Below are 21,061 nucleotides of genomic sequence, written 5' to 3'. Positions count from 1 at the left end.
CGTGTGCGCCGGCCACTTCGAATACCCAGAGAGGACACGCCGTGACTGTCGAGGACGTCGCGCGAGATGACAACCGCAAGAAAAACACCTATCAGTTCGACCGGCACACCGCGGAGTACCGAGAGAACTTCGTGCCGATAACCCAGGAAATGCAGTCGAAGTGCCCGATGGCTTGGTCGGACACGCACGGCGGGCATTGGGTGGCGGCCGGAAGCGAGGAGGTGTTCGCGCTCGCGCGATCGGCGGACGTCTCCAACGACCACGACATCTATGGAAAACGGCGTGGATACCAAGGCATCCAGATCCCGGTCTCCGAGCGCGGCCAGGGCGTCCGCGGCGGCATCCTCGAGATGGACCCACCCGAGCACCGCGAGCACCGCTCGATCCTCAACCCCTACCTCTCCCCCGCCGCTGTGGATCGCTGGGTGCCATTCGTCGACGAGATCGTGCGCGCCTGCATCGACGAGAAGATCGAAAGCGGCAAAATCGATTTCGTCGACGATCTGGCGAACATCGTGCCCGCCGTGCTGACGCTGGCAATGATGGGCATTCCGGTCGAGCGCTGGACGGTGTACAACGAGCCGGTGCACGCCGCGGTGTACACGCCGCACGACTCACCCGACATCCCGCGGATCAACGAGTTGCACCGCGCGATGGGCCTCGATCTGCTCACCAACCTGATCGAGATCCGGGAGAACCCGCGCCCGGGCCTTGTCAATGCGGTCGTGCACGCGCCGATCGAAGGTGAGAACGCCGATATGGAACGACTCGGCATCCTCGCGCTGCTCATCGGCGGGGGGTTCGACACCACCACCGCGCTGACCGCACATTCACTGGAATGGCTCTCGGAGAATCCGGCGGAGCGTCAGCGATTGAGCGAAAATCGCGATGAGCTGCTCGCCTCGGCCACCGAGGAGTTCCTGCGCTACTACACACCGGCACCCGGCGACGGGCGGACGTTCTCCGCGGACTGCGAGTTCGACGGCACGCAGTTCAAGGAGGGCGAGCGACTGTGGCTGTCGTGGGCGATGGCCAACCGCGACCCGCAGGTGTTCGAGAACCCGAACGAGGTCGAGCTCGACCGGAAGGGCAATCGGCACTTCAGCTTCGGACTCGGCATCCACCGCTGCATCGGCTCGAACGTCGCGCGCACGGTCTTCAAGCGGATGGTCGTGGCTGTGCTGGACCGGATGCCGGACTACAAATGCGATCCGGCCGGCACGGTGCATTACGACTCGATCGGCGTCATCCAGGGCATGCGGCACCTGCCGGCCACCTTCACCCCGGGGCCGCGGCTCGGCAAGGGTCTCGACGAGACGCTGAAAGTGCTGCAGAAGGTGTGCGACGAGCAGGGCATCGCAGCCCCGATCACCGAGAACAAGGCAGCGGCCGTCATCCCAGACTGATCGAGGTCTGCGCGAGCAGGCCTCGAGGTTCGAACCAGACAGGAGTCGATGTGGCGGGACGCCCGCTTCCCGAATTGACAGAAGAGAATCGCTTCTTCTGGACCTCGGGCGCCGATAACCAACTGCGCGTGCAGGAATGCCAATCCTGCTCGGCACTGATCCATCCCCCGGCTCCGGTTTGCCGGTACTGCCGCGGGCAGCAGATGGGCGTGCGAGACGTCTCCGGCTACGCGACGTTGATCGGCTTCACGGTCAACCACCGCTTCGGCCTGCCCGGGATGCCGCCGCCGTATGTCGTCGCGCAGGTGGCGCTCGAGGACGACCCGCGAGTCCGGTTCACCACCAACGCGATCGAGTGCGAACCGGAGTCGCTCGAACTGGGCATGCGGATGGAAGTCGTGTTCGAGCAGGTCGAGGACGTCTGGCTGCCGCTGTTCCGCCCGACCGCGGAACAGGGCAAGCCCGCTCCCCTGCCGGTCGACGAGATCGAGCCCGAGCAGGTGTGGCGCTATGTGCGCCCGATGGTGTCTCAGGAGAAGTTCGAGGACAAGGTTGCCATCACTGGCATCGGCATGTCCCAGATCGGCCGGCGGCTCATGCGTCCGCCGCTGTCACTCACGATCGAAGCGTGCGAACGCGCCATCGCGGATGCCGGACTCACCCTCGACGACATCGATGGGTTGTCGACCTACCCCGGTGGTGGACCCACGGGCCCGTTCGGCGAGGGCGGCGTGACGGCGCTCGAGTCGGCGCTCGGCATCCGGCCGACCTGGTACAACGGCGGCATGGAGACGTTCGGCCCTGGCGGATCGGTCATCGCCGCGATGCTCGCGGTGGCCTCCGGGCTGGCTCGGCACGTGCTGTGCTTCCGCACCGTCTGGGAAGCGACCCATGGCGAGTACGTCAAACAGGGCAAGCTGACCCCGATGGTCGGCAGCGGCCGGACGACGAGCTGGCAGATGCCGTTCGGCGCGCTGTCCGCGGCGCACACGTTGGCGCAGAATGCCCAGCGGCACTTCCATCGCTACGGCACCACACGCGAAACGCTCGGGTGGATCGCGCTGAACCAGCGGGCCAACGCCGCCCTCGACCCGACTGCGATCTATCGCGACCCGATGACCATGGAGGATTACCTCTCGGCACGCACCATCACCACGCCATTCGGTCTGTACGACTGCGACGTGCCCTGTGATGCCGCAACCGCGGTGATCGTGTCTGCCAGGGACGCAGCGCAAGACCTGGCCAAGCCGCCGGTGTACGTGGAAGCCGTGGGTACGCAGATCATCGAACGGCTCGACTGGGACCAGAGCACGCTCACACACGAACCGCAGGTGCTCGGCCAGGCTGCCCACCTGTGGTCGCGAACCACGTTGCACCCCCAGGACGTCGACGTCGCGCAGCTCTACGACGGGTTCACCTTCAACTGCCTCTCGTGGATCGAAGCACTCGGTTTCTGTGGCATCGGCGAGGCCAAGGATTTCCTCGACGGTGGCAAGAACATCGCCCGCGACGGCCAGATCCCGATCAACACGCACGGCGGCCAGCTCTCGCACGGCCGCACGCACGGCATGGGGCTCATCCACGAGGCCGTGGTGCAGTTGCGCGGCGAGGCCGGCGCACGCCAGATCGCCGATGCCAAGGTCGCGGTGGCGAGCAGTGGCGGCCTCACGCCCAGTGGTGTCGTGCTGCTGAGGAACACCGCGTGAGGTTTTCACGATGACGGCCCTGATATCGGGATCGGAGGCCCGCGGTGAGAGCGCCGCCGGGAACCCGACCCCGGTCGCTCAGGTCGTCGACGTCGACGGCATTCCCTCCTCCGGACTGCTCATCGAGGCCGCGAACCCACGGGCCGTCATCATCGCGCTGCACGGCGGCGCGGCGAGCGCGGCGTACTTCGATTGCCCCGGCCATCCGGATCTGTCGATGATGCGCACTGCGGCCGCACTCGGTTTCACCGTGCTCGCGCTCGACCGCCCCGGCTACCGCGCGTCGAAGCCGCATGACGAGCAATTCGATACCGCCGAGAGCCGTGTCGATTTCGTCCACGCAGCGCGCGACGCGCACCTGGGTGATCGGCCACGCGGCGCGGGCACCTTCTTCTGGGCCCACTCGGTCGGCTGCGAACTTGCGTTGCGTTGCGCGATCGACGATCGCGACCCGAGCGTGCTCGGTATCGAAATCGCAGGAACCGGGATCGAATACTCCGCCGAGGCCGCCGAGGTGCTCGGCGGACCGGGGCGCGCGGACTCCGACCGGGTGCGCAACCTGATCTGGCGACCCGAAAATTTGTACCCCGCTGCGCTGATCGGCGGTGGCACCATCGCGTCCGCCTCGGCCAGATATGAGTACACGATGATTCGCAACTGGTCGAAAACCGACTTCCCGGCGGTCGCGGCCCAACTGCGAGTGCCGATGCATTACACCGCCGCCGAGCACGAGCATGTCTGGCGGACGGATACGCCCGCGCTGGAGGCGATCCGCGAGTTGTTTCCGGCCGCACCTCGGGTGCACATCGAGCGGCAGATCGGCATCGGCCACCAACTCAGCCTCGGCCATATGGCACGTGCGTACCACACCAGAGTTCTCACCTTCTTCGAAGAGTGCCTCGCGACGCAAGCGAGTAACACTGCCGCACAAGGTAATAACGGTGATGACCCAGCCAACCCGAAGGGGGATCGATGACATCCACTGACTTCGCACTACTGCTGATCCGCATCGTCATCGGGGTCGTGATGTTCATGCACGGGTACAACCATTGGCTCGGTGGCGGAAAGATCGCCGGCACCGCCGGCTGGTTCAGCGGACTCGGGCTGCGCCACGGCACGCTGCAGGCGTGGCTGTCCGTCGTCACCGAGATCGGTGCCGCCATTCTGCTGATCGTCGGCCTGTTCACGCCGCTGGCCTGCGCCGCGGTGATCTCGGTGATGCTTGTCGCGGGTCTGCTCGCGCATCGGCCCAACGGGTTCTTCGTCTTCCGCGAGGGCTACGAGTACGTGCTCACCCTCGCCGTCGTGTCGGTTGCCCTGGCACTGCTCGGGCCGGGCGGCGTGTCCCTGGACGCACTGTTCGATATCGAGATCACCGGATGGGCCGGCGGTGCCCTCGCCTTCGGCATCGGCGTGGCCGCGACTGTCGGCTTGCTCGCGACGTTCTGGCGCCCACAGGCAAAGGTCTCGACGTAACCATGCCTTCTCCAGATGCAGCCTCTTCGACCTTGGAGGGTCATATGATTCGAGTCGGATTCATCGGTCTCGGCAGTCAGGGTGCGCCGATGGCGCGACGAATCGTCGACGAGGGCTTTCCGACCACGCTGTGGGCGCGCCGTCCGGAGAGCCTGGCGCCGTTCGCCGACACCGCAGCCGAGACTGCCGCGACGCCCGCCGAACTCGGCGCCGCGAGCGATGTGGTCTGCATCTGCGTGGTTGCCGATGACGACGTGCGCAACGTCGTCACCGGCGAGGACGGTGTCCTCGGCGGGATGGCCGAGGGCGGCGTGCTCGTCATCCACAGCACGGTCCATCCGGACACCTGCGCGGAGATCGCGGGCAAGGCCGCCGCGCGCGGTGTCGCCGTCATCGACGCCCCGGTCAGCGGCGGCGGAATCGGTGCGGCCGAACGGCGTCTGCTGGTCATGGTCGGCGGGGACGCCGAGGCGCTGGAGCGGTGCCGACCGATTTTCGAGACCTATGCGAACCCGATCGTGCACCTCGGCGAACTCGGCGCCGGACAGGTCACCAAGCTGCTCAACAATCTGCTCTTCACCGCCGGTCTCGCCATCGGACAGGCTGCGCTCGACCTGGGCGAGCAACTCGGCGTCGATCGTGCCCGCTTGGGCGAAGTCATCTCCAGCGGTAGCGGAAACAGCTTCGCCCTGAGCCGGGTCGTCAGCCCGACCGGCCTCGATCTCATCGGCAATCACGCCGGCGGAGTGCTGCGCAAGGATGTCGGCCTGATTGCCGATATCGCCGAAACCGCCGCTGCCGCACCCGGCATCGTGCTCACCGCAGCCGACGCCACACTCGAACGGATGGGCAAGAGCCGATGACCCGAATCGGCTTCATCGGCGCCGGCCGGATGGGTGCGCCGATGGTCGCGCGCCTCGTCGCGGGCGGTCACGAGGTCCGGGCGCTCGGCCGCTCGCCGGAGCGTCGCACCGAGCTGTCCGAGGCCGGTGCACAGCCCTGCGCCACCCTCGAGCAGGTCGCGGATTCCGACGCGGTGTTCGTCTGTGTCTTCAACGACGAACAGGTCCGCGAGGTCTGCCTCGACGGACCGCTGCTCGAGCACATGCGTCCCGGCGCAACGCTGCTCCTGCACACCACGGGTAGCCCGAACACTGCCCAAGCAGTCGCCGACCGAGCTGCCACACAAGGTGTGTTCGTGCTGGACGCCCCGGTCAGTGGCGGGCCGCATGACATTGCCGCGGGAGCACTGACCGTGTTCGTCGGCGGAGACGGCGAGGCGCTCGACCGGATCCGGCCCGCGCTGGCGAGTTATGCGGACCCGGTTCTGCACGTGGGCGCGCTGGGCAACGGCCAGCGCGTGAAGCTGATCAACAATGCCTTGTTCGCCGCGCAGATCGGTCTGGTCGCGGAGGCCGTCCGACTCGGCGATCAGCTCGGCGTGCCCGAAACCGCACTGCTGCAGGCGCTGCCACACGCCAGCGGCGCGAGCCGCGCGCTCTCCGGGGTTGCCCGTCGCGGTTCTGTTGCCGCATTTGCCGCGGCCGTCAGCAGCTTCGTCAGCAAGGACGTCACCGTGGTGCGCAAGGTGGCTGCAGAACTGGGCGGCGACCTGGGTGTGCTCGACGACGCGATCGGCGCCGCGCAGCAAGAGTGACCGCGTCCCAAGCTCACTACCGCCGGCGACACAAGGAGTCACATGGACCACGCCCGCACAGCCGATCAACGGCTGTTCCAAACGACCAACCGCGAGTTCCTCGAACGTACTGTGCCGATGGCAGGAGTTCGCGCCCTGAACGACGACGGCGGAGGATTCGATCGCAAGTGGTGGGTCCGCGCCGCAGAACTCGGCTGGACCGCCATGCTGGTACCCGAGAACCTTGGTGGTGGAACGGTTTCCGGATCACCGATGGCAGACCTGGCGATCATTGCCGGTGAATGCGGCCGTGCCGTCGCGCCCGGCCCACTGACCACGACGAGTGCGGTGCTCGCCGGCCTGGCGAGTGAGGGTGAACGGTTCACCGACACCATTGCCGCGATCCTCGGCGGTGAGACCGTCGCCGCGTGGGCGCTCTACGAACGAGGCGCGGCCCTGAACCTGACGGGCGCCCAGACCACGCTGAGCCGCGATGGTTCCGGATACCGGCTCAACGGCACCAAGGACCGTGTCGAATCCGGTGATCAGGCAGACATCTTCCTCGTGACCGCAACCGGGCCGGAGGGTCCGGTGCAGGTCCTGGTCCCCGCGAACGCGCCCGGCGTCACCGTGACCGCCAAGCAGTGTTTCGATTTCGTTCGCCACACCGCCGAGGTCGTGTTCTCCGACGTCTCCATCGAATCCGATGCAATCGTCGGCCAGAGTTCGGTCGCGGCGACCACTATCGAAACCCAGTTCCAGGTCGCCGCCATGCTGGCCGCGGCCGAAATGGCCGGAGCCACCGAGCGGGCCGTCGAATCGACCGTGCAGTGGCTCTTCGACCGGTACACCTTCGGCCGCCAACTGGCGTCGTACCAGGCGCTCAAGCACCGCATGGCGAACAACAAGACCTGGCTCGAGGCGTGCCATGCCATCTCCTGGGCGGCCGCGGTGTCATTCGACCACGATCCGACCGCGACTGCCGAATTGGTCGGCGCCGCAAAGTCATACATCGGCGCGAAGGCGCCCGAGATCGTGCAGGACTGCATACAACTGCACGGCGGTATCGGCGTCACGTGGGAGCACGACATGCACTTGTACCTGCGCCGGGTCATTGTTGACCGCGCACTGTACGGGACGCCCGAGGAACACCGCCGCCGCATAACCGATCTGCTCGACAGGGGTGCCGCATGACCGCAGCCGAGATGGAATCCGTCGAGAGCTTTCGTGCCCGAGCGGGAAGCTGGCTCAAGGCCAACATGCCGCCCGCCCCGGCGCACATCGACGCGACGCGCAGAGAGTGGGACCGCGCTCGCGAACTGCAGCGCAGGCTCTACGACGGCGGCTTCGCCGGCATCTGCTTCCCGAAGGAGTACGGCGGACTCGGGCTGACCCCGGCACATCAGCGTGCGTTCAGCGATGAGTCGCTCAGCTACGACATGCCGCTGGAATTCAATGTTCCGACACTCGCGGTCTGCGCGCCCACGATTCTCGACATGGGCACCGAGGAGCAGAAGCGCAGGCATATCCATGCGGCACTGCGCGGTGACGAGTTCCTTGCGCAATTCCTCTCCGAACCGCGCGGCGGGTCCGACCTCGCCGGTCTCACCACGAAGGCCGTGCTCGACGGCGATCGCTGGATCCTCAACGGCGCCAAGATTTGGAGTTCGGGCGCCTATGCCGCCAGCTATGCGCTGTGCCTGGCCCGGACCAATTGGGAGGTCGCCAAGCACCGTGGCCTGACGATGTTCCTCGTCCCGACCGACGCCGAAGGCCTCACCATCCAGCAGATCAAGCAGGCGGACGGCACCATCGAGTTCTGTCAGGAATTCTTCGACGATGTGGTCCTCCCGGCCGATGCCGTGGTGGGTCAGGTCGACGGGGGTTGGGATGTGGCCTCGCGCCAGTTGGTGCACGAGCGCAGCGCCGTGGGTGGTGCGTCGCCGTACGCGAGCGGGGCGCAGATCCACAGCGGCGGCGACATATCCCGACTGGTAGCCCTCGCGAGGCGCACCGGTCAGATGGACGACATTCGCGTGCGCGAGGACATCGGCGAGGCGCGGGCGATGAGCCTTGTCCTCGATGAGGTCATCGCGCGGATTACCGGTGCGATTGGGTCTGGTTCAATGCCCCCGCCGGCGGGTTCGATCATTCGCCTGCTCAGTGCCGAAAACTCGTGGCTACAGGCCGATATGGCGGTGCGCATTTCCGGATCCAACGGTGCCACGGAAGGCATCGCCGACGAAGGTGAGCCGGGCTGGATCGGCCGCGACTACTTGCACCGGCAGGCCTGGAGCCTCGCCGGTGGCAGCACCGAGATGGCGCGGAATATCATCAGCGAACGGGTGCTCGGCATGCCGCGCGAGTTCGCGGCGGACCGGGATGTGCCCTTCAACCAGGTGAAGCACGGCCGCTGACCGGCCAAGTAGACACGGCCGATATCACAGCCGGCCCGGGTCGTGGTTCACACGACCCGGGTCGTGTGGCCGTCCCAGTACTGGTCCCGCAGCAGGCGTTTGTACAGCTTTCCGCTCGGGTCGCGCGGCAACTCGTCGACGAAATCCACTGTGCGCGGGCACTTGTAGGTCGCGAGTTCGGCCCGGCACCAGGCGATCAGTGATGCTGCGGTCTCGTCGCTCGCCATGGTCGGATCATCGAGCTGGACCACGGCTTTCACCGCCTCCCCCATCTCCTCGTCCGGTACGCCGATGACGGCGACGTCCGCCACGTCGGGGTGCCCGGCGAGCACGTTTTCCGCTTCCTGCGGATAGATGTTCACCCCGCCGGAGATGATCATGTGTGCCTGGCGATCGGTCAGGTAGAGATAGCCGTCGGCGTCGAGCCTGCCGATGTCGCCGAGGGTCCGCCAACCCTTGTCGTTGGAGATCGAGGCTGTCTTCTCGGGGTCGTTGTGGTACTCGAACGGCCGCCCGCCGGCGAAGTACACCGCCCCCTCCTCCCCGACCGGAACCTCCTCGCCATCCGCGCCGACGATGTGGCACTCGTTCATCGGCCGCCCCACCGAACCGGGGTGGTCGAGCCATTCCTGCGGCGTGATGTAGCTGGTGCCAATGTCTTCGGTGCCCGAGTAGTACTCGTGAATGATCGGCCCCCACCAGTCCAGCATCTGTCGCTTGACGGCGATCGGGCATGGCGCAGCGGCATGCACGACGGTGCGCAGGCTCGACACGTCGTACCGTTCGCGGTCGGCTTTCGGTAGCCGCAGCATCCGAACGAACATCGTCGGCACGAACTGCCCATGCGTGACGCGATATCGCTCGATCGCATCCAGGCAACCCACGGGGTCGAAGGTCTCCAGCACCACGACGGTCGCGCCGAGCCGCTGCCACGACATCGAGAAGACCAGGGGCGCCGCGTGATACAGCGGCGCGGGCGAGAGATACACCGCACCCTCGGCGGCCCCGGTTGCGAGCAGACCCTGCGCGATCAGGACCGGCGGCGCGGCCGGATCACCGAGTGGCGTCGCCGGCAGCGGCTTGCGGACACCCTTCGGCCGGCCGGTGGTGCCCGAGGAGTAGAGCATTTCGCGGCCTTCGCACTCGTCCGGCAGCGGCTGCGCGCTCTCGGCAGCGAGCATGTCGTCGTAGCGCTCGAACCCGGGAAGATCCCCCTCGACCGAGATCCGGGCCAGCATGCTCGAACTGTCCAGCCCGGCGACAATCTCTGCCATCTCGGCGCTCGACACGATTGCAACCGCGCCACAGTCATCGAGGACGTACTGCACCTCACTCGGCCGAAGATGCCGATTGACGGCTGTGTAATACAAGCCCGAACGCTGTGCTGCCCAGGTGACTTCGAGGAATGCGCGGTGGTTCTCCAGCACGATGGCGAGGTGATCGCCCACCTTCAGTCCGCGTGCCCGCAGCGCGCGAGCGAGCCGGATGGAGCGATCCTCGAGCTCGGCGTAGGTCACGACCTCACCGCTCGCCGCGAGAATGATCGCCGGTTTGTCCGGAGTGTGTTCCGCGTGCCAACCCGGTGTCATCTGTGCCGCCGCCACAGCAACTCCCCTCGTCGATATGCAGGGTGGCGCACGTCACCGCCACGCCGTAAGATCACCCTAGAACGTCATTCTCATAAAAAGAAGGCGGCATTCTCGCCGCCCCGTCATACCGAACTAGCAGCTCGGTCGAGTGAATGTGGAGAAATCCTGTGAACGTCGACGACTTGATCCTGGTGAGCATCGATGACCATGTCGTGGAACCACCCGACATGTTCCTCCGGCACGTGCCGGAGAAGTACCGGGACCAGGCACCGATTGTCGTCACCGACGAAAAGGGTGTCGACCAGTGGATGTACCAGGGCCGGCCGCAAGGTGTCAGTGGCCTCAACGCCGTCGTGTCCTGGCCCGCGGAAGAGTGGGGCCGTGACCCCGCCGGATTCGCCGAGATGCGGCCCGGTGTGTACGACGTGCATCAGCGCGTCCGCGACATGAGCCGCAACGGCATCCTCGCGTCGATGTGCTTCCCGACCTTCACCGGCTTCTCGGCCCGCCACCTCAACCTGCACCGAGATCCGGTCACCTGCATCATGGTGTCGGCCTACAACGACTGGCACATCGACGAGTGGGCCGGCTCCTACCCGGGCCGCTTCATCCCGATCGCGCTGATGCCGACCTGGAATCCCGAAGAGATGATCAAGGAGATCCGCCGCGTTGCGGCCAAGGGCTGCCGCGCCGTGACAATGCCGGAGCTCCCGCACCTCGAGGGTCTGCCCAGCTACCACGACATGGACTACTGGGGCCCGGTGTTCCAGACGCTCAGCGACGAGAACGTCGTCATGTGTCTGCACATCGGAACCGGCTTCGGCGCCCTGCAATTGGCGCCGGACGGACCGATCGACAACCTGATCGTCCTCGCGTCGCAGATTTCGTCGCTGTGCGCGCAGGATCTGCTGTGGGGTCCGGCGATGCGCACCTACCCCAACCTGAAGTTCGCCTTCTCCGAAGGCGGCATCGGCTGGATCCCGTTCTACCTGGACCGCTGCGACCGTCACTACACCAATCAGAAGTGGCTGCGCCGCGACTTCGGCGGCAAGCTGCCCTCCGACGTGTTTCGCGAGCACTCGCTGGCCTGCTACGTCACCGACAAGACGTCGCTCAAGCTGCGCCACGAGATCGGCATCGACATCATCGCCTGGGAATGCGACTACCCGCACTCGGACTGCTTCTGGCCGGACGCGCCCGAACAGATGCTGGGCGAACTGCAAGCCGCCGGCGCGGACGACACCGATATCGAGAAGATCTCCTGGCAGAACTCCTGCCGGTTCTTCGACTGGGATCCGTTCGCCAACATCAAGCGCGAGGACGCCACCGTCGGCGCACTGCGTGCAAGCGCGACCGATGTCGATGTCTCCATCCGCCCGCGTGCGGAGTGGGCAAAGCTGTACGACGACAAGCAGTTCGCAGCGGCCAAATAACGGCTCGCCCATACACGACGTTCGCCTCCCGGTGTTGCATCTGCGGCAGCGGGAGGCGATCTTCTTTCTCGCGTAGATTTCTTCGTCAACGTCGACGGGAACATTCATGACCGAGCCTTCCCCCACCCGCAGCCCCGCCGAACTCTTCGACCTGTCCGGCAAGGTCGCACTGGTGACCGGTGGCAGTCGCGGTATCGGCCGCGCGATCGTCCTCGGCTACGCAGCGGCCGGAGCCGATGTCGTCATCGCCAGCCGCAAACTCGCGGCGTGCGAAGAACTCGCCCGCGAAGTCGAAAGCCTCGGGCGGCGCGCACTTCCGGTTGCCTGCCACGTCGGGCACTGGGATGACTTGGACGCTCTCGTCGAACGGTCGTACGGCGAGTTCGGCAAGGTCGACATCCTGGTGAACAACGCCGGGATGTCACCGCTGGCGCCATCGTCCGCGCAGACGAGCGAGGAACTGTTCGACAAGGTCGTCGCCGTCAATTTCAAAGGTCCGTTCCGGCTTTCGTCGCTGGTGGCCGAGCGCATGAAGGCCGAGAACGGCGGCTCGGTCATCAGCATTTCGAGCACCGGATCGCTGCGCCCCTCCCCCAACTTCGGTCCGTACGCCGGATCCAAGGCTGCGCTCAATGCGATCAGCGTTGCGCTCGCGAAGGAGTTCGCGCCGACGGTCCGGTTCAATGTGATCGCGCCGGGCGGCTTCTACACCGACATCTCCAAGGACTGGGCGATCCCCGGCGAGGATGTCCCCGCGTTGCCGATGAACCGCTACGGCTACCCGCGCGAGATCGTGACCGCCGCGCTCTATTTCGCCAGCGATGCGTCCTCGTACACCAGCGGCACGCTCCTGCCGGTCGACGGGGTCGGCACGCTCTGACCGGGGTGACTACGGCGCGGGCGTGCGGATGCGCAGGCAGAACGCCGTGATGCGGTCGACGTCGGACATTGTGGGCCGCAGCTGGCGCCAGAGGTAATCGGAGAGCTTGCCGATGGTGGCGTGCGCGGCGAGCGAGGCGTCGAATTCCGGGTCGGCGCTGCCCAGTTCGGCATAGGTGTCGTGCAGGAGCGCAGCGAGCCGACCGGCGACGGACGGCGGGCTCGACATGATCTCCTCCCCCATACTCCCGGCATTCCACATCACGGCACGGGTCGTTTCGGCGCTGTCGTCGTCCGCCTGCGACAGGACTCCCTCGACCCAGCGCCGCAGGCGTGCCTGGGCCGTCGATTCCTTGCTCATCTGATGCGCGACGTAGCTGTGCAACCGATCGGTGCCGTCTTCGAGGATGGCGGCGACGAGTGCGTCCTTCGACGGAAAATGCCGATAGAACGCCTCGTTCGACAGCCCGGCCTCCGCCACGATGTCCGCGACCCGCGGCCGGGAGGTGGTGCCGGTTCGGCCCATCACCTCTCGGCCTGCATCGAGCAGCCGACGAACCTCGCTGGCGTAGTTGGCTTCCCGCTTCGCCAGCGACCGTGCGGCGATCCGGCTCGCGAGGCCGCCAACCGGGTCGGTGCTCATGGCCGCGCGGCGGCGTGCGCCATGCCGGCGCAGATACCGCCGTCGACCAGGATGTCGACCCCATTGAGATAGCTCGCCTCGTCCGACAACAGGAATGCGACGACCGCGGCGACCTCGTCCGGCCTGCCGCCGCGGCGCAGTGGTGCGACCTGCAGCATCGCCGCCATATTCGGGTTGCTCGCGGCCTCCTGCCGGCCCTGCGGTGTATCGATAATTCCCGGCGAGACCGAACACACCCGCGCGCCGACCGGCCCGAGGCGCACGGCCTCGCGCTGAACGAACCGCGCAACCCCGTATTTCGCCCAGGCGTACGCCAGCCCCGGAAGTTCCACCTCCGGACCGATCGCGGCGTGCACCCGGTCCAGGAAGTCCTCGTGCAGCGGATCGTCGAGTGCGGCCGCGGTCGCATCGTCGGGTGCGAAATTGCCCATCTTTGCCGCCATCGACGCGAAGCAGACCATGGCGGTGCCGTCGGTCGCGAGTGGCCGCAGCGCCTCGGTAAGCACTGCGGTGCCGACCAGGTCGACGGTGAAGATGCGTCGCCAATCGGCCATCGTCGGCGAGATTCCCGCGACGTGCGCAACCGCCCGCAGCGTGCCCAGCTGGGCCGCTCGTTTGGCGAGCTGTGCCACGCCGGCCCGGTCGGTGATATCGAGCGCCATCGTTTCGACCGCTGCTCCCCCGGCCACACGCAGCTCCCCGGCGGCGGACTCGAGCGTCGCGCCGTCCAGATCGACGAGGAGCAGGTGGTCCACGGTGGCGGTCAGGCGACGGGCGCACTCGAGGCCCATCCCGCGCCCGGCCCCGGTCACAATTCCGACGGTGCTCATACGCCACCACCCGGCGCCGCCCAACAAGTCTGCAGCCCCGGCTCGGCGGCGCGGGTCACCAGTTCGATCAGCAGGCCCCACGGGCTCCGGTGAAAAGTGAAAAATGGCACGCCATCCGGGCCGGAGCGGGACGCCTCGCACAGGAAGCCCTGGCGTTCCAGATCCGCCGCATCTGCGGCGACATCATCGGACCAGTACCCGACGTGATGGATGCCCGGGGCCGCCGACCACATCGTGCCCGGAATCTCACGGACCAGTTCGAGCCGCGGAACGGTGATCGAGTACGCGCACTTCAGGTCGAGGACCGCCGGCCCGTCGGGCAGCGTGACATCGACCCGGCCGCCGACCTCGGGTCCCCATTGGTAGCCAAACAGCACACCCAACTGCTCGCGAGTGGCCACCATGTCAGTGGTGACGATACCCAGGTGGAACAGGTCCGCAGCATTCATCGCAATACCTCCGAAACCATCTTCGTCGAACTCAGAATTGCGTTCTGGATCATGAGAAGCATATTCTCATTCATGGAGAGGAGAAGCAAATGGCGTGGGACTTCGAAACCGACCCGGAATTTCAGGCGAAACTGGACTGGGCAAACACATTCGTGCGCGAGGAGGTCGAGCCACTCGACCTGGTCTTTCCGCACCAACAATTCGTGCCGCTCGACGGCGCGCGACGCAAAATAATCGATCCACTCAAGGCTGAGGTGCGTAAGCAGGGCCTGTGGGCCACACACCTGGGCCCCGACCTCGGCGGCCAAGGTTTCGGCCAGCTCAAGCTCGCACTGCTCAACGAGATCCTGGGGCGCTCGTCCTGGGCCCCGATCGTGTTCGGCTGCCAGGCACCCGACACCGGCAATGCCGAGATCATCGCGCACTTCGGCACCGACGAGCAGAAGGAGCGCTACCTGCGCCCGCTGCTGGAGGGCGAGGTGTTCTCGTCCTACTCGATGACCGAACCGCAGGCGGGCGCCGACCCGGCACAGTTCACCACCCGCGCCGTCCGCGACGGTGACGACTGGGTGATCAACGGGTGGAAGTTCTTCTCGTCCAATGCCAAGACCGCGTCGTTCCTGATCGTGATGGTGGTGACCGACCCCGACGTCAGCGCCTACAAGGGCATGTCGATGTTCCTGGTGCCCACCGATACGCCGGGCGTGGAGATCGTCCGTAATGTCGGCCTGTACGGCGAACCGATGAACGGTGGCTCGCACGCGCTGATCCACTACAACGATGTCCGCGTGCCGAATTCGGCACTGCTCGGCGGTGCAGGCCAGGCGTTTGCGATCGCGCAGACTCGTCTCGGCGGAGGCCGGATCCACCACGCCATGCGCACGATCGGCCTGGCGCAGAAGGCCATCGACATGATGTGCGAGCGCGCGCTGAGCCGCGAGACGGCCGGCAGCAAGCTGTCCGACAAGCAGTTCGTGCAGGGCTACATCGCCGATTCCTACGCTCAGCTCGTCCAGTTCCGGCTGTTCGTGCTGTACACGGCGTGGGAGATCGACAAGTACAACGACTACAAGAAGGTCCGTAAGGACATCGCCACAGCGAAGATCGTCATGCCGACGGTTCTGCACGATATCGCTTGGCGCGCAATGCAAGTACATGGCGCACTCGGCACCACGAACGAGATGCCGTTCTTCACGATGATCCACGGCGCCGGCGTGATGGGACTTGCCGATGGTCCGACCGAGGTGCACAAGGGCACCGTCGCCAAGCAGGTGCTGCGCGACTACGAGCCCACCGACGACGTCTGGCCGACCGAGTGGATTCCACGCAAGCAAGAGGCGGCGCGCGCGAAGTTCGCCGAATACCTCGAACACGAAGTAGGGAACCTGTGATCGATACACAACGCCTCGCCGATTGGATGGACGAGCAGGGCCTGCCCGGTAAGGGTGAGCCGCTCGAGGCCCGATTCCTCTCCGGCGGAACGCAGAACGAAATTTACGAGATCACCCGCGGCGACGAGCGCTGCGTCATCCGGATTCCACCGGAGGCCGCGCCCGCCAACCGGGACGACGGCATCATGCGCGAGTGGCGCATCATCGAGGCCCTCGACGGCACCGATGTCCCGCACACCAAGGCCATTGCGCCGTGCTCGGACAAATCTGTGCTGGGGCGGTCGTTCTACCTGATGGGGTTCGTCGACGGCTGGTCGCCGATGGAGTTCAAGAAGTGGAAGGAACCCTTCGTCTCCGACCCGGAAGCGCGGCGCGGACTCGCCTTTCAGCTGGCCGAGGGCATCGGCCTGCTGTCCAAGGTCGACTGGCGCGCGAAGGGCCTGCATGACCTCGGCCGCCCGGACGGGTTCCACGACCGCCAGGTCGACCGGTGGACCACCTTCTTCGATCGCATCAAGGGTCGCGAACTCGACGGCATGGACGTTGCCACCGATTGGTTGCGCACGCACAAGCCGCTCGACTTCATCCCCGGCCTGATGCACGGCGACTACCAATTCGCGAACGTGATGTTCAAAGAGGGTGCCCCGGCACAGCTCGCCGCCATCGTCGACTGGGAGATGGGCACGGTCGGCGACCCGAAGCTCGACCTGGCCTGGATGATCCAGGGCTGGCCCGAGGACACCAACGCGCCCGAGGCCGAGACGTCGAGCTACGTCGACATGCGAGGCATGCCGTCGCGTGCGGAGATGGTGGCGCACTACGCCGAGGTGTCCGGACGCCAGGTCGACGACCTCGACTACTACCTCGTGCTGGCGAAGTGGAAGCTCGCCATCGTCCTCGAGCAGGGTTTCCAGCGCGCTGGCGACGACATCAAACTGCAATCGTTCGGGTCCATCGTGCCGAGCCTGATGCGTTCGGCCGCCGACCTCGCCGAGTCCACCGAGTACAACTCATGAGCGAGGTCGACGATACGGTGGCGCAACGCCGCGAACTCGTCACCGAGCGGCGCGGCGAGGTGCTCGTCGTGCGGATCAACCGCCCAGAGGCGCGAAACGCGTTGACCGCGAATGTCATGCGGGGCATCGGCAGCGCGATCGTCGAGGCCGAGTCCGATGCCGGCATCCGCGCGGTGATTCTCACGGGAACGGGCGATCGCGCGTTCTGTGCCGGGATGGACCTGCGTGCGTTTGCCAAGGGCCAAGACCTCAGCGGCAACGAGGACTTTCTCCGGCTCACGCGTGGCGAGGTCACCGTTCCGGTGATCGGCGCAGCGAATGGCTCGGCCGTCGGCGGCGGGCTCGAACTGCTCCTCGGCTGTGACCTCATCATCGCCGCGGCGGACGCGAAGTTTGCGCTGCCCGAGGTCAAACGAGGGCTGTTCCCCGGTGGTGGCGGCACGTTCATCGGCACGCGAATTCCCTTGAGCGTGGCGCTGGAGATGACCATGACCGGCGAGCCGATCGACGCGGCTCGCGGTTACGAGGTCGGGTTGGTGAACGCCGTCGTTCCGGCGGCGGACGTGCTGGCGACTGCGATCCAGTACGCCGAGCGCATCGCCGCCAACGCTCCCCTCGGGGTTGCCGCATGCAAGGAGCTGGGCCGCCTGGCCGCGACGGACCTCGATCGAGCGCGAGAGCGGGAAAGCCATTGGCAGAAAGTGGTTTTCACCAGCGCCGACGCCAAGGAAGGCGCCGTCGCGTTCATGGAGAAGCGGGCACCCGCCTGGCAGGGCAGGTAAGCCGAGATGCGCGCCGTCGTCTGCCCGTCCTACGGGCCGCCCGAGGTTGTCCGCGTCGAGGATCTGCCGTCGCCCGAGCCGCAGTCGGGTCAGGTGCGCGTCCGGGTGGGCGCGGCGGCGGTCAACTTCCCGGACGTCCTCGTCATCGCCGACAAGTACCAAATCAGCGTGCCGCCACCCTTCGTGCCGGGCAGCGAGTACGCCGGTGAGGTGATCGAAATCGGGCCCGAGGTGACCGAACTCGCCGTCGGTGACCGGGTCAGCGGAACCGGAATCGTCGGTGCCTTTGCCGAGGAGATTGTCGCTGCGGCCGCCAAGCTCAACCGAATCCCCGACGGCGTCGACGACCGCATCGCGGCCGCTTTCGGTGTCGCGCACCGGACGGCATATCACACGCTGCGCTCGGTGGCCCGGCTCGAGCCAGGCCAGCGACTGCTTGTCCTCGGGGCAGGCGGCGGCGTCGGACTTGCCGCGGTGCAGCTCGGGTCGGCGCTCGGCGCCTCCGTCACCGCGGTGGCGTCGTCGCAGGAGAAGCTCGATGCCGCAGCGTCGTACGGCGCAGCGCACCTGATCAACCATCGCGACGGTGATCTGCGTTCGGCGCTGCGCGAGGCCCTGCCGGATGGCGCGGATGCGGTGGTGGATCCGGTCGGCGGCGACCTGTCCGAGCCGGCGCTGCGCGCGCTGCGGCGCGGCGGCCGATTCGTCACCGTCGGCTTCGCTTCGGGCACCATCCCGCGCATCCCGCTCAATCTCGTCCTGGTCAAGGGTGTGCAGATATTGGGCTTCCAGTTCCAAGACATCGATCCGAAGGAATTGCGCCGCAACGAGGATGAGCTCATCGAGCTGTTGCGCACCCAGCGTGCGGTGCCGCATATCGGGGCGAGGTTCGCGCTCGATGATGCGGCGCAGGCGCTGCGCCTCGTGGCGGACGGTAATGCAGTCGGCAAGGTGCTCATCGAATTCGATTCCCACCGAAGGGGCTAGCGTTATGGGTCTGTCTGGCTTGGCCGGCAAGGTCGTCGTTGTCGCCGGCGGCGCGACCGGTATCGGCGCCGCGACCGCGCGCCGACTCGGTGCCGAGGGATGCCGGGTCGTGGTGGGTGACCTCGACCCGACGGCTGCCGAGCAGACGGCCGCCGACATCGCCGGAGTGGGTGGCACGGCCGCCGCCTTCGGTTTCGACCTCGCCGATCCCGACTCGATAAACAGATTGTTCGAGGGCGCGATCGCGAGTTTCGGTGCGGTCGACCTGCTGTTCAACGTGGGCGCGGACATGCGGGCCCTGCGCGGCGACTCCGACGTGCTCGACATCGAACTCGAAACGTGGGATCGCATCATGACCGTGAACTTGCGGGGGTACCTGCTCACCATGCGCGCCGCGATTCCCCACATGCTCGCCCGCGGTGGCGGTGCAATCGTCAACACGTCCTCCGCGGCTGCCTTCCAGGGCGAACCGCGCCGACCGGCCTATGCCGCGGCCAAGGCCGGCATCGGCGCGCTCACCCGCCACGTCGCCTCCGGCTGGGGGAAGGACGGAATCCGCTGCAACGCAGTCGCACCGGGCTTCACCGCGACAGAGACGATCCGGTCCGCGCCACAATGGCCGGCTCTCGAGGCGGGGGCGCTGAAACGAATGCGGAGCCCGCGGGTCGGCGAAAGCGATGACGTCGCAGCAATGGTCGCCTTCCTCATGTCCGACGACGGCGCCTGGATAACCGGTCAGGTCCTCAACGTCGACGGCGGCACAATCCTGCGGTGACGCTCCGCGATCGACCCATCCGAGCGGCGTCGTCGATCGTTAACGGGTAATTCTCCCCATCGACCGCTCAGCGGCTCCGGTTCATGCTTTCTCCAGGACAGGATCCCGCCGGGATGTCACCCATCACCGACGGAATCGCCGTGATTCAGGGAAGAGGCACGATCATGAACACCACCCACAGCAAGTCGAAGCGGCGAATCGCGGCATTGGGGGTGGCGGCAGCCGCCGCAATCGCACCCGCCGTGATGTTCGTTGGGGCAGGAACCGCGCTCGCCGACGATTGCAACGGCGGCGCCTTGCAGGGCAGTTACTACTGTTCGCCGCGACCGGATACTCCGTCCCCCGCCCCGGGGTTGACGTACACGCCGTCGCAACCGCCATTCGGATACAACAACCTGCCGCAGTGCTCGGGCGGCACTCTCGCCGCCATCGGAGGTCTGATCAGCGGCGATGGCTGCACCTAGCAGCTGAACCGAGGGTGGCCCGGTCCACACGGCCCGGGCCACCCTCGTTTTGCAGCTTGGGAACGATCACATCGCCGAGACGAGATCCGCGGTGCTCGGGAACTTGGCATGCGCTGCGCCGCAGAAGGATTCGAACGCATCGATCGGGAAGCCCGTGCCGACCGCCGCGAGTGCGCGGGACTTGAACGCGCGCGCCGCGACACTGAGTCGATGCTGGGTCGGCGCGCAACGGCGGCCGAGTTCGTTCGGCAGGCGGTCGCCCCAGAGGCGAACCTCGTAATCGGCGTCGTCGAGCGCGGCGAGCATCCCCTCGCGCACCCGCACGTCCGTTTCGAACATGCTCGTCGAGACGGCGATCGCCTGCGGCATCGGGCCATGGTCGGGTGAACCGAGGGACTCTTCGAGTTCGAGCGGCGTCGCGCCGAGGATCTGCAGCGGACGCACGTCGCCGAGCTCACGGACGTGGACGGTGACGTCCCAGCCGGCCATCATCCGGTCGTAGAGCCAGCCACCGGCGTACTGCACCACTTCGGCAGTCGTCGGGGCGATGATCGCCAGGCGGTACCTCAGTTCGTGCTTTCGTGCGAGAGCTCTAACGCTAGCGAGCGAATGTACTCCTTGAAGACGTTCTTCAGTGGAATCGATGGATCGAGCAACCATGATGTTTCCATCCCGTTGATGAAGGCGACAATCTCCACGGCCTTGGTGGCCGCATCCAGGTCCGCTCGATACCGACCCTCCAGCTGACCTCGTCGCAAGAACTCGGCGACGCTGTCGACTGCGAAGCGGTACCGCGCCTGTAGGCGGTCATGCAGCGGCGCGTCGGGTTCGAGATTCTCGACCAGGAGGACTACGTACATTCCCACCAGGTCGGGAGATCGTTCGAACCGTTGCACAACCCGCTCGATCTCCTCGAGGAGATCACCCGAGCGGTTTGCATGAACATCGTCGTCGATGTCACGAGCGTCTAGCACTGCATGCAGCAACTGGTCCTTCGACTCAAAATGATGCAGCAGTCCTGCGGGGCTGACGCCGGCCGCCGACGCTATCTGTGCGAGCGTCGTGCCACGCCACCCGTTTCGCGCAAGCAGGCGCTGCGCGACGATCAGGATGCGCTGTTTACGATCCTCGCCTTTGGCGAGCAACGTGGCATATGGCCGTTGATCGGACACCGAATACCTC

Annotated in this window: 21 protein-coding genes and 1 pseudogene; 16 read left to right on the top strand and 6 right to left on the bottom strand. The window is 66.4% G+C overall.

What is annotated here, in order from left to right:
• The first annotated feature begins 41 nt into the window (after window positions 1-41).
• From OG921_RS13860 to OG921_RS13825, 8 genes and pseudogenes are all read left to right on the top strand, one after another.
• A complete protein-coding gene (locus OG921_RS13860) occupies window positions 42-1,406 on the top strand; it encodes a cytochrome P450 (protein WP_266113042.1) in 1,365 nt (454 codons plus the stop codon).
• Window positions 1,407-1,456: 50 nt separating this feature from the next.
• Window positions 1,457-3,112: an OB-fold domain-containing protein gene (locus OG921_RS13855; RefSeq protein WP_266113041.1), complete on the top strand. Its 1,656-nt coding sequence runs from the start codon at window positions 1,457-1,459 to the stop codon at window positions 3,110-3,112.
• A 10-nt stretch (window positions 3,113-3,122) separates the two neighbouring features.
• Window positions 3,123-4,088: an alpha/beta hydrolase gene (locus OG921_RS13850; protein ID WP_266113040.1), complete on the top strand. Its 966-nt coding sequence runs from the start codon at window positions 3,123-3,125 to the stop codon at window positions 4,086-4,088.
• Entirely contained in the window at window positions 4,085-4,588 is a 504-nt protein-coding gene (locus OG921_RS13845; protein WP_266113039.1) for a DoxX family protein, read from the top strand. The genes OG921_RS13850 and OG921_RS13845 overlap by 4 nt, the downstream gene beginning before the upstream one ends.
• A gap of 47 nt (window positions 4,589-4,635) precedes the next feature.
• Window positions 4,636-5,451 carry an NAD(P)-dependent oxidoreductase gene (locus OG921_RS13840; protein ID WP_266113225.1) on the top strand — a complete coding sequence of 272 codons (816 nt, stop codon included), beginning with the start codon at window positions 4,636-4,638 and terminating at the stop codon, window positions 5,449-5,451.
• Window positions 5,430-6,245 (top strand): annotated as a pseudogene (locus OG921_RS13835) (NAD(P)-dependent oxidoreductase); the annotation flags it as partial. The gene OG921_RS13840 and the pseudogene OG921_RS13835, both read left to right, overlap by 22 nt.
• A 42-nt stretch (window positions 6,246-6,287) precedes the next feature.
• Complete coding sequence (locus tag OG921_RS13830) at window positions 6,288-7,418, top strand: acyl-CoA dehydrogenase family protein (protein WP_266113038.1); 1,131 nt, start codon at window positions 6,288-6,290, stop codon at window positions 7,416-7,418.
• Entirely contained in the window at window positions 7,415-8,641 is a 1,227-nt protein-coding gene (locus OG921_RS13825) for an acyl-CoA dehydrogenase family protein (RefSeq protein ID WP_266113037.1), read from the top strand. Before OG921_RS13830 ends, OG921_RS13825 begins: the two co-directional genes overlap by 4 nt.
• Before the next feature lie 47 nt (window positions 8,642-8,688).
• On the opposite strand, the gene OG921_RS13820 is transcribed toward OG921_RS13825, so the two are convergent.
• The gene (locus tag OG921_RS13820) at window positions 8,689-10,230 is read right to left on the bottom strand and encodes an acyl-CoA synthetase (protein WP_266113224.1); all 1,542 of its coding nucleotides are present in this window, start codon (window positions 10,228-10,230) and stop codon (window positions 8,689-8,691) included.
• A gap of 167 nt (window positions 10,231-10,397) precedes the next feature.
• Here OG921_RS13820 and OG921_RS13815 point away from each other — a divergent pair, with 167 nt between their 5' ends.
• Window positions 10,398-11,663 (top strand): amidohydrolase family protein, encoded by a 1,266-nt coding sequence (locus tag OG921_RS13815; protein ID WP_266113036.1) that lies wholly within the window; start codon window positions 10,398-10,400, stop codon window positions 11,661-11,663.
• A gap of 106 nt (window positions 11,664-11,769) precedes the next feature.
• Window positions 11,770-12,543 carry an SDR family NAD(P)-dependent oxidoreductase gene (locus OG921_RS13810; RefSeq protein ID WP_266113035.1) on the top strand — a complete coding sequence of 258 codons (774 nt, stop codon included), beginning with the start codon at window positions 11,770-11,772 and terminating at the stop codon, window positions 12,541-12,543.
• A 9-nt stretch (window positions 12,544-12,552) separates the two neighbouring features.
• On the opposite strand, the gene OG921_RS13805 is transcribed toward OG921_RS13810, so the two are convergent.
• The 3 genes from OG921_RS13805 to OG921_RS13795 are packed head-to-tail and all read right to left on the bottom strand — an operon-like array spanning window position 12,553 to window position 14,464.
• Window positions 12,553-13,185: a TetR/AcrR family transcriptional regulator gene (locus OG921_RS13805; RefSeq protein WP_266113034.1), complete on the bottom strand. Its 633-nt coding sequence runs from the start codon at window positions 13,183-13,185 to the stop codon at window positions 12,553-12,555.
• Window positions 13,182-14,015 carry an SDR family oxidoreductase gene (locus OG921_RS13800; RefSeq protein ID WP_266113033.1) on the bottom strand — a complete coding sequence of 278 codons (834 nt, stop codon included), beginning with the start codon at window positions 14,013-14,015 and terminating at the stop codon, window positions 13,182-13,184. Before OG921_RS13800 ends, OG921_RS13805 begins: the two co-directional genes overlap by 4 nt.
• Window positions 14,012-14,464 carry a VOC family protein gene (locus OG921_RS13795; protein WP_266113032.1) on the bottom strand — a complete coding sequence of 151 codons (453 nt, stop codon included), beginning with the start codon at window positions 14,462-14,464 and terminating at the stop codon, window positions 14,012-14,014. The genes OG921_RS13800 and OG921_RS13795 overlap by 4 nt, the downstream gene beginning before the upstream one ends.
• A gap of 89 nt (window positions 14,465-14,553) precedes the next feature.
• Here OG921_RS13795 and OG921_RS13790 point away from each other — a divergent pair, with 89 nt between their 5' ends.
• The 6 genes from OG921_RS13790 (at window position 14,554) to OG921_RS13765 (ending at window position 19,879) form a co-directional block, all read left to right on the top strand.
• Complete coding sequence (locus OG921_RS13790) at window positions 14,554-15,855, top strand: acyl-CoA dehydrogenase family protein (protein ID WP_266113031.1); 1,302 nt, start codon at window positions 14,554-14,556, stop codon at window positions 15,853-15,855.
• On the top strand, window positions 15,852-16,871 hold the full coding sequence (locus tag OG921_RS13785) for a phosphotransferase family protein (RefSeq protein ID WP_266113030.1): 1,020 nt from the start codon (window positions 15,852-15,854) through the stop codon (window positions 16,869-16,871). Before OG921_RS13790 ends, OG921_RS13785 begins: the two co-directional genes overlap by 4 nt.
• Window positions 16,868-17,653: an enoyl-CoA hydratase-related protein gene (locus OG921_RS13780; protein WP_266113029.1), complete on the top strand. Its 786-nt coding sequence runs from the start codon at window positions 16,868-16,870 to the stop codon at window positions 17,651-17,653. Before OG921_RS13785 ends, OG921_RS13780 begins: the two co-directional genes overlap by 4 nt.
• 6 nt (window positions 17,654-17,659) lie before the next feature.
• Complete coding sequence (locus tag OG921_RS13775; RefSeq protein ID WP_266113028.1) at window positions 17,660-18,640, top strand: NADPH:quinone oxidoreductase family protein; 981 nt, start codon at window positions 17,660-17,662, stop codon at window positions 18,638-18,640.
• Between the two features lie 4 nt (window positions 18,641-18,644).
• Window positions 18,645-19,415 carry an SDR family NAD(P)-dependent oxidoreductase gene (locus OG921_RS13770; protein WP_266113027.1) on the top strand — a complete coding sequence of 257 codons (771 nt, stop codon included), beginning with the start codon at window positions 18,645-18,647 and terminating at the stop codon, window positions 19,413-19,415.
• 113 nt (window positions 19,416-19,528) lie between these two features.
• Window positions 19,529-19,879 carry a hypothetical protein gene (locus OG921_RS13765; RefSeq protein WP_266113026.1) on the top strand — a complete coding sequence of 117 codons (351 nt, stop codon included), beginning with the start codon at window positions 19,529-19,531 and terminating at the stop codon, window positions 19,877-19,879.
• A 66-nt stretch (window positions 19,880-19,945) separates the two neighbouring features.
• Here OG921_RS13765 and OG921_RS13760 read toward each other — a convergent pair whose 3' ends face one another.
• The gene (locus tag OG921_RS13760) at window positions 19,946-20,407 is read right to left on the bottom strand and encodes a hypothetical protein (RefSeq protein ID WP_266113025.1); all 462 of its coding nucleotides are present in this window, start codon (window positions 20,405-20,407) and stop codon (window positions 19,946-19,948) included.
• A gap of 38 nt (window positions 20,408-20,445) precedes the next feature.
• Entirely contained in the window at window positions 20,446-21,051 is a 606-nt protein-coding gene (locus OG921_RS13755; RefSeq protein WP_266113024.1) for a TetR/AcrR family transcriptional regulator, read from the bottom strand.
• Window positions 21,052-21,061 lie beyond the last annotated feature (10 nt).

The sequence above is a fragment of the Aldersonia sp. NBC_00410 genome (assembly GCF_026342035.1).
GTDB lineage: Bacteria > Actinomycetota > Actinomycetes > Mycobacteriales > Mycobacteriaceae > Aldersonia.
Note: the sequence above shows the minus strand (reverse complement) of the source record. Positions and strands in the feature narration are given on the sequence as shown.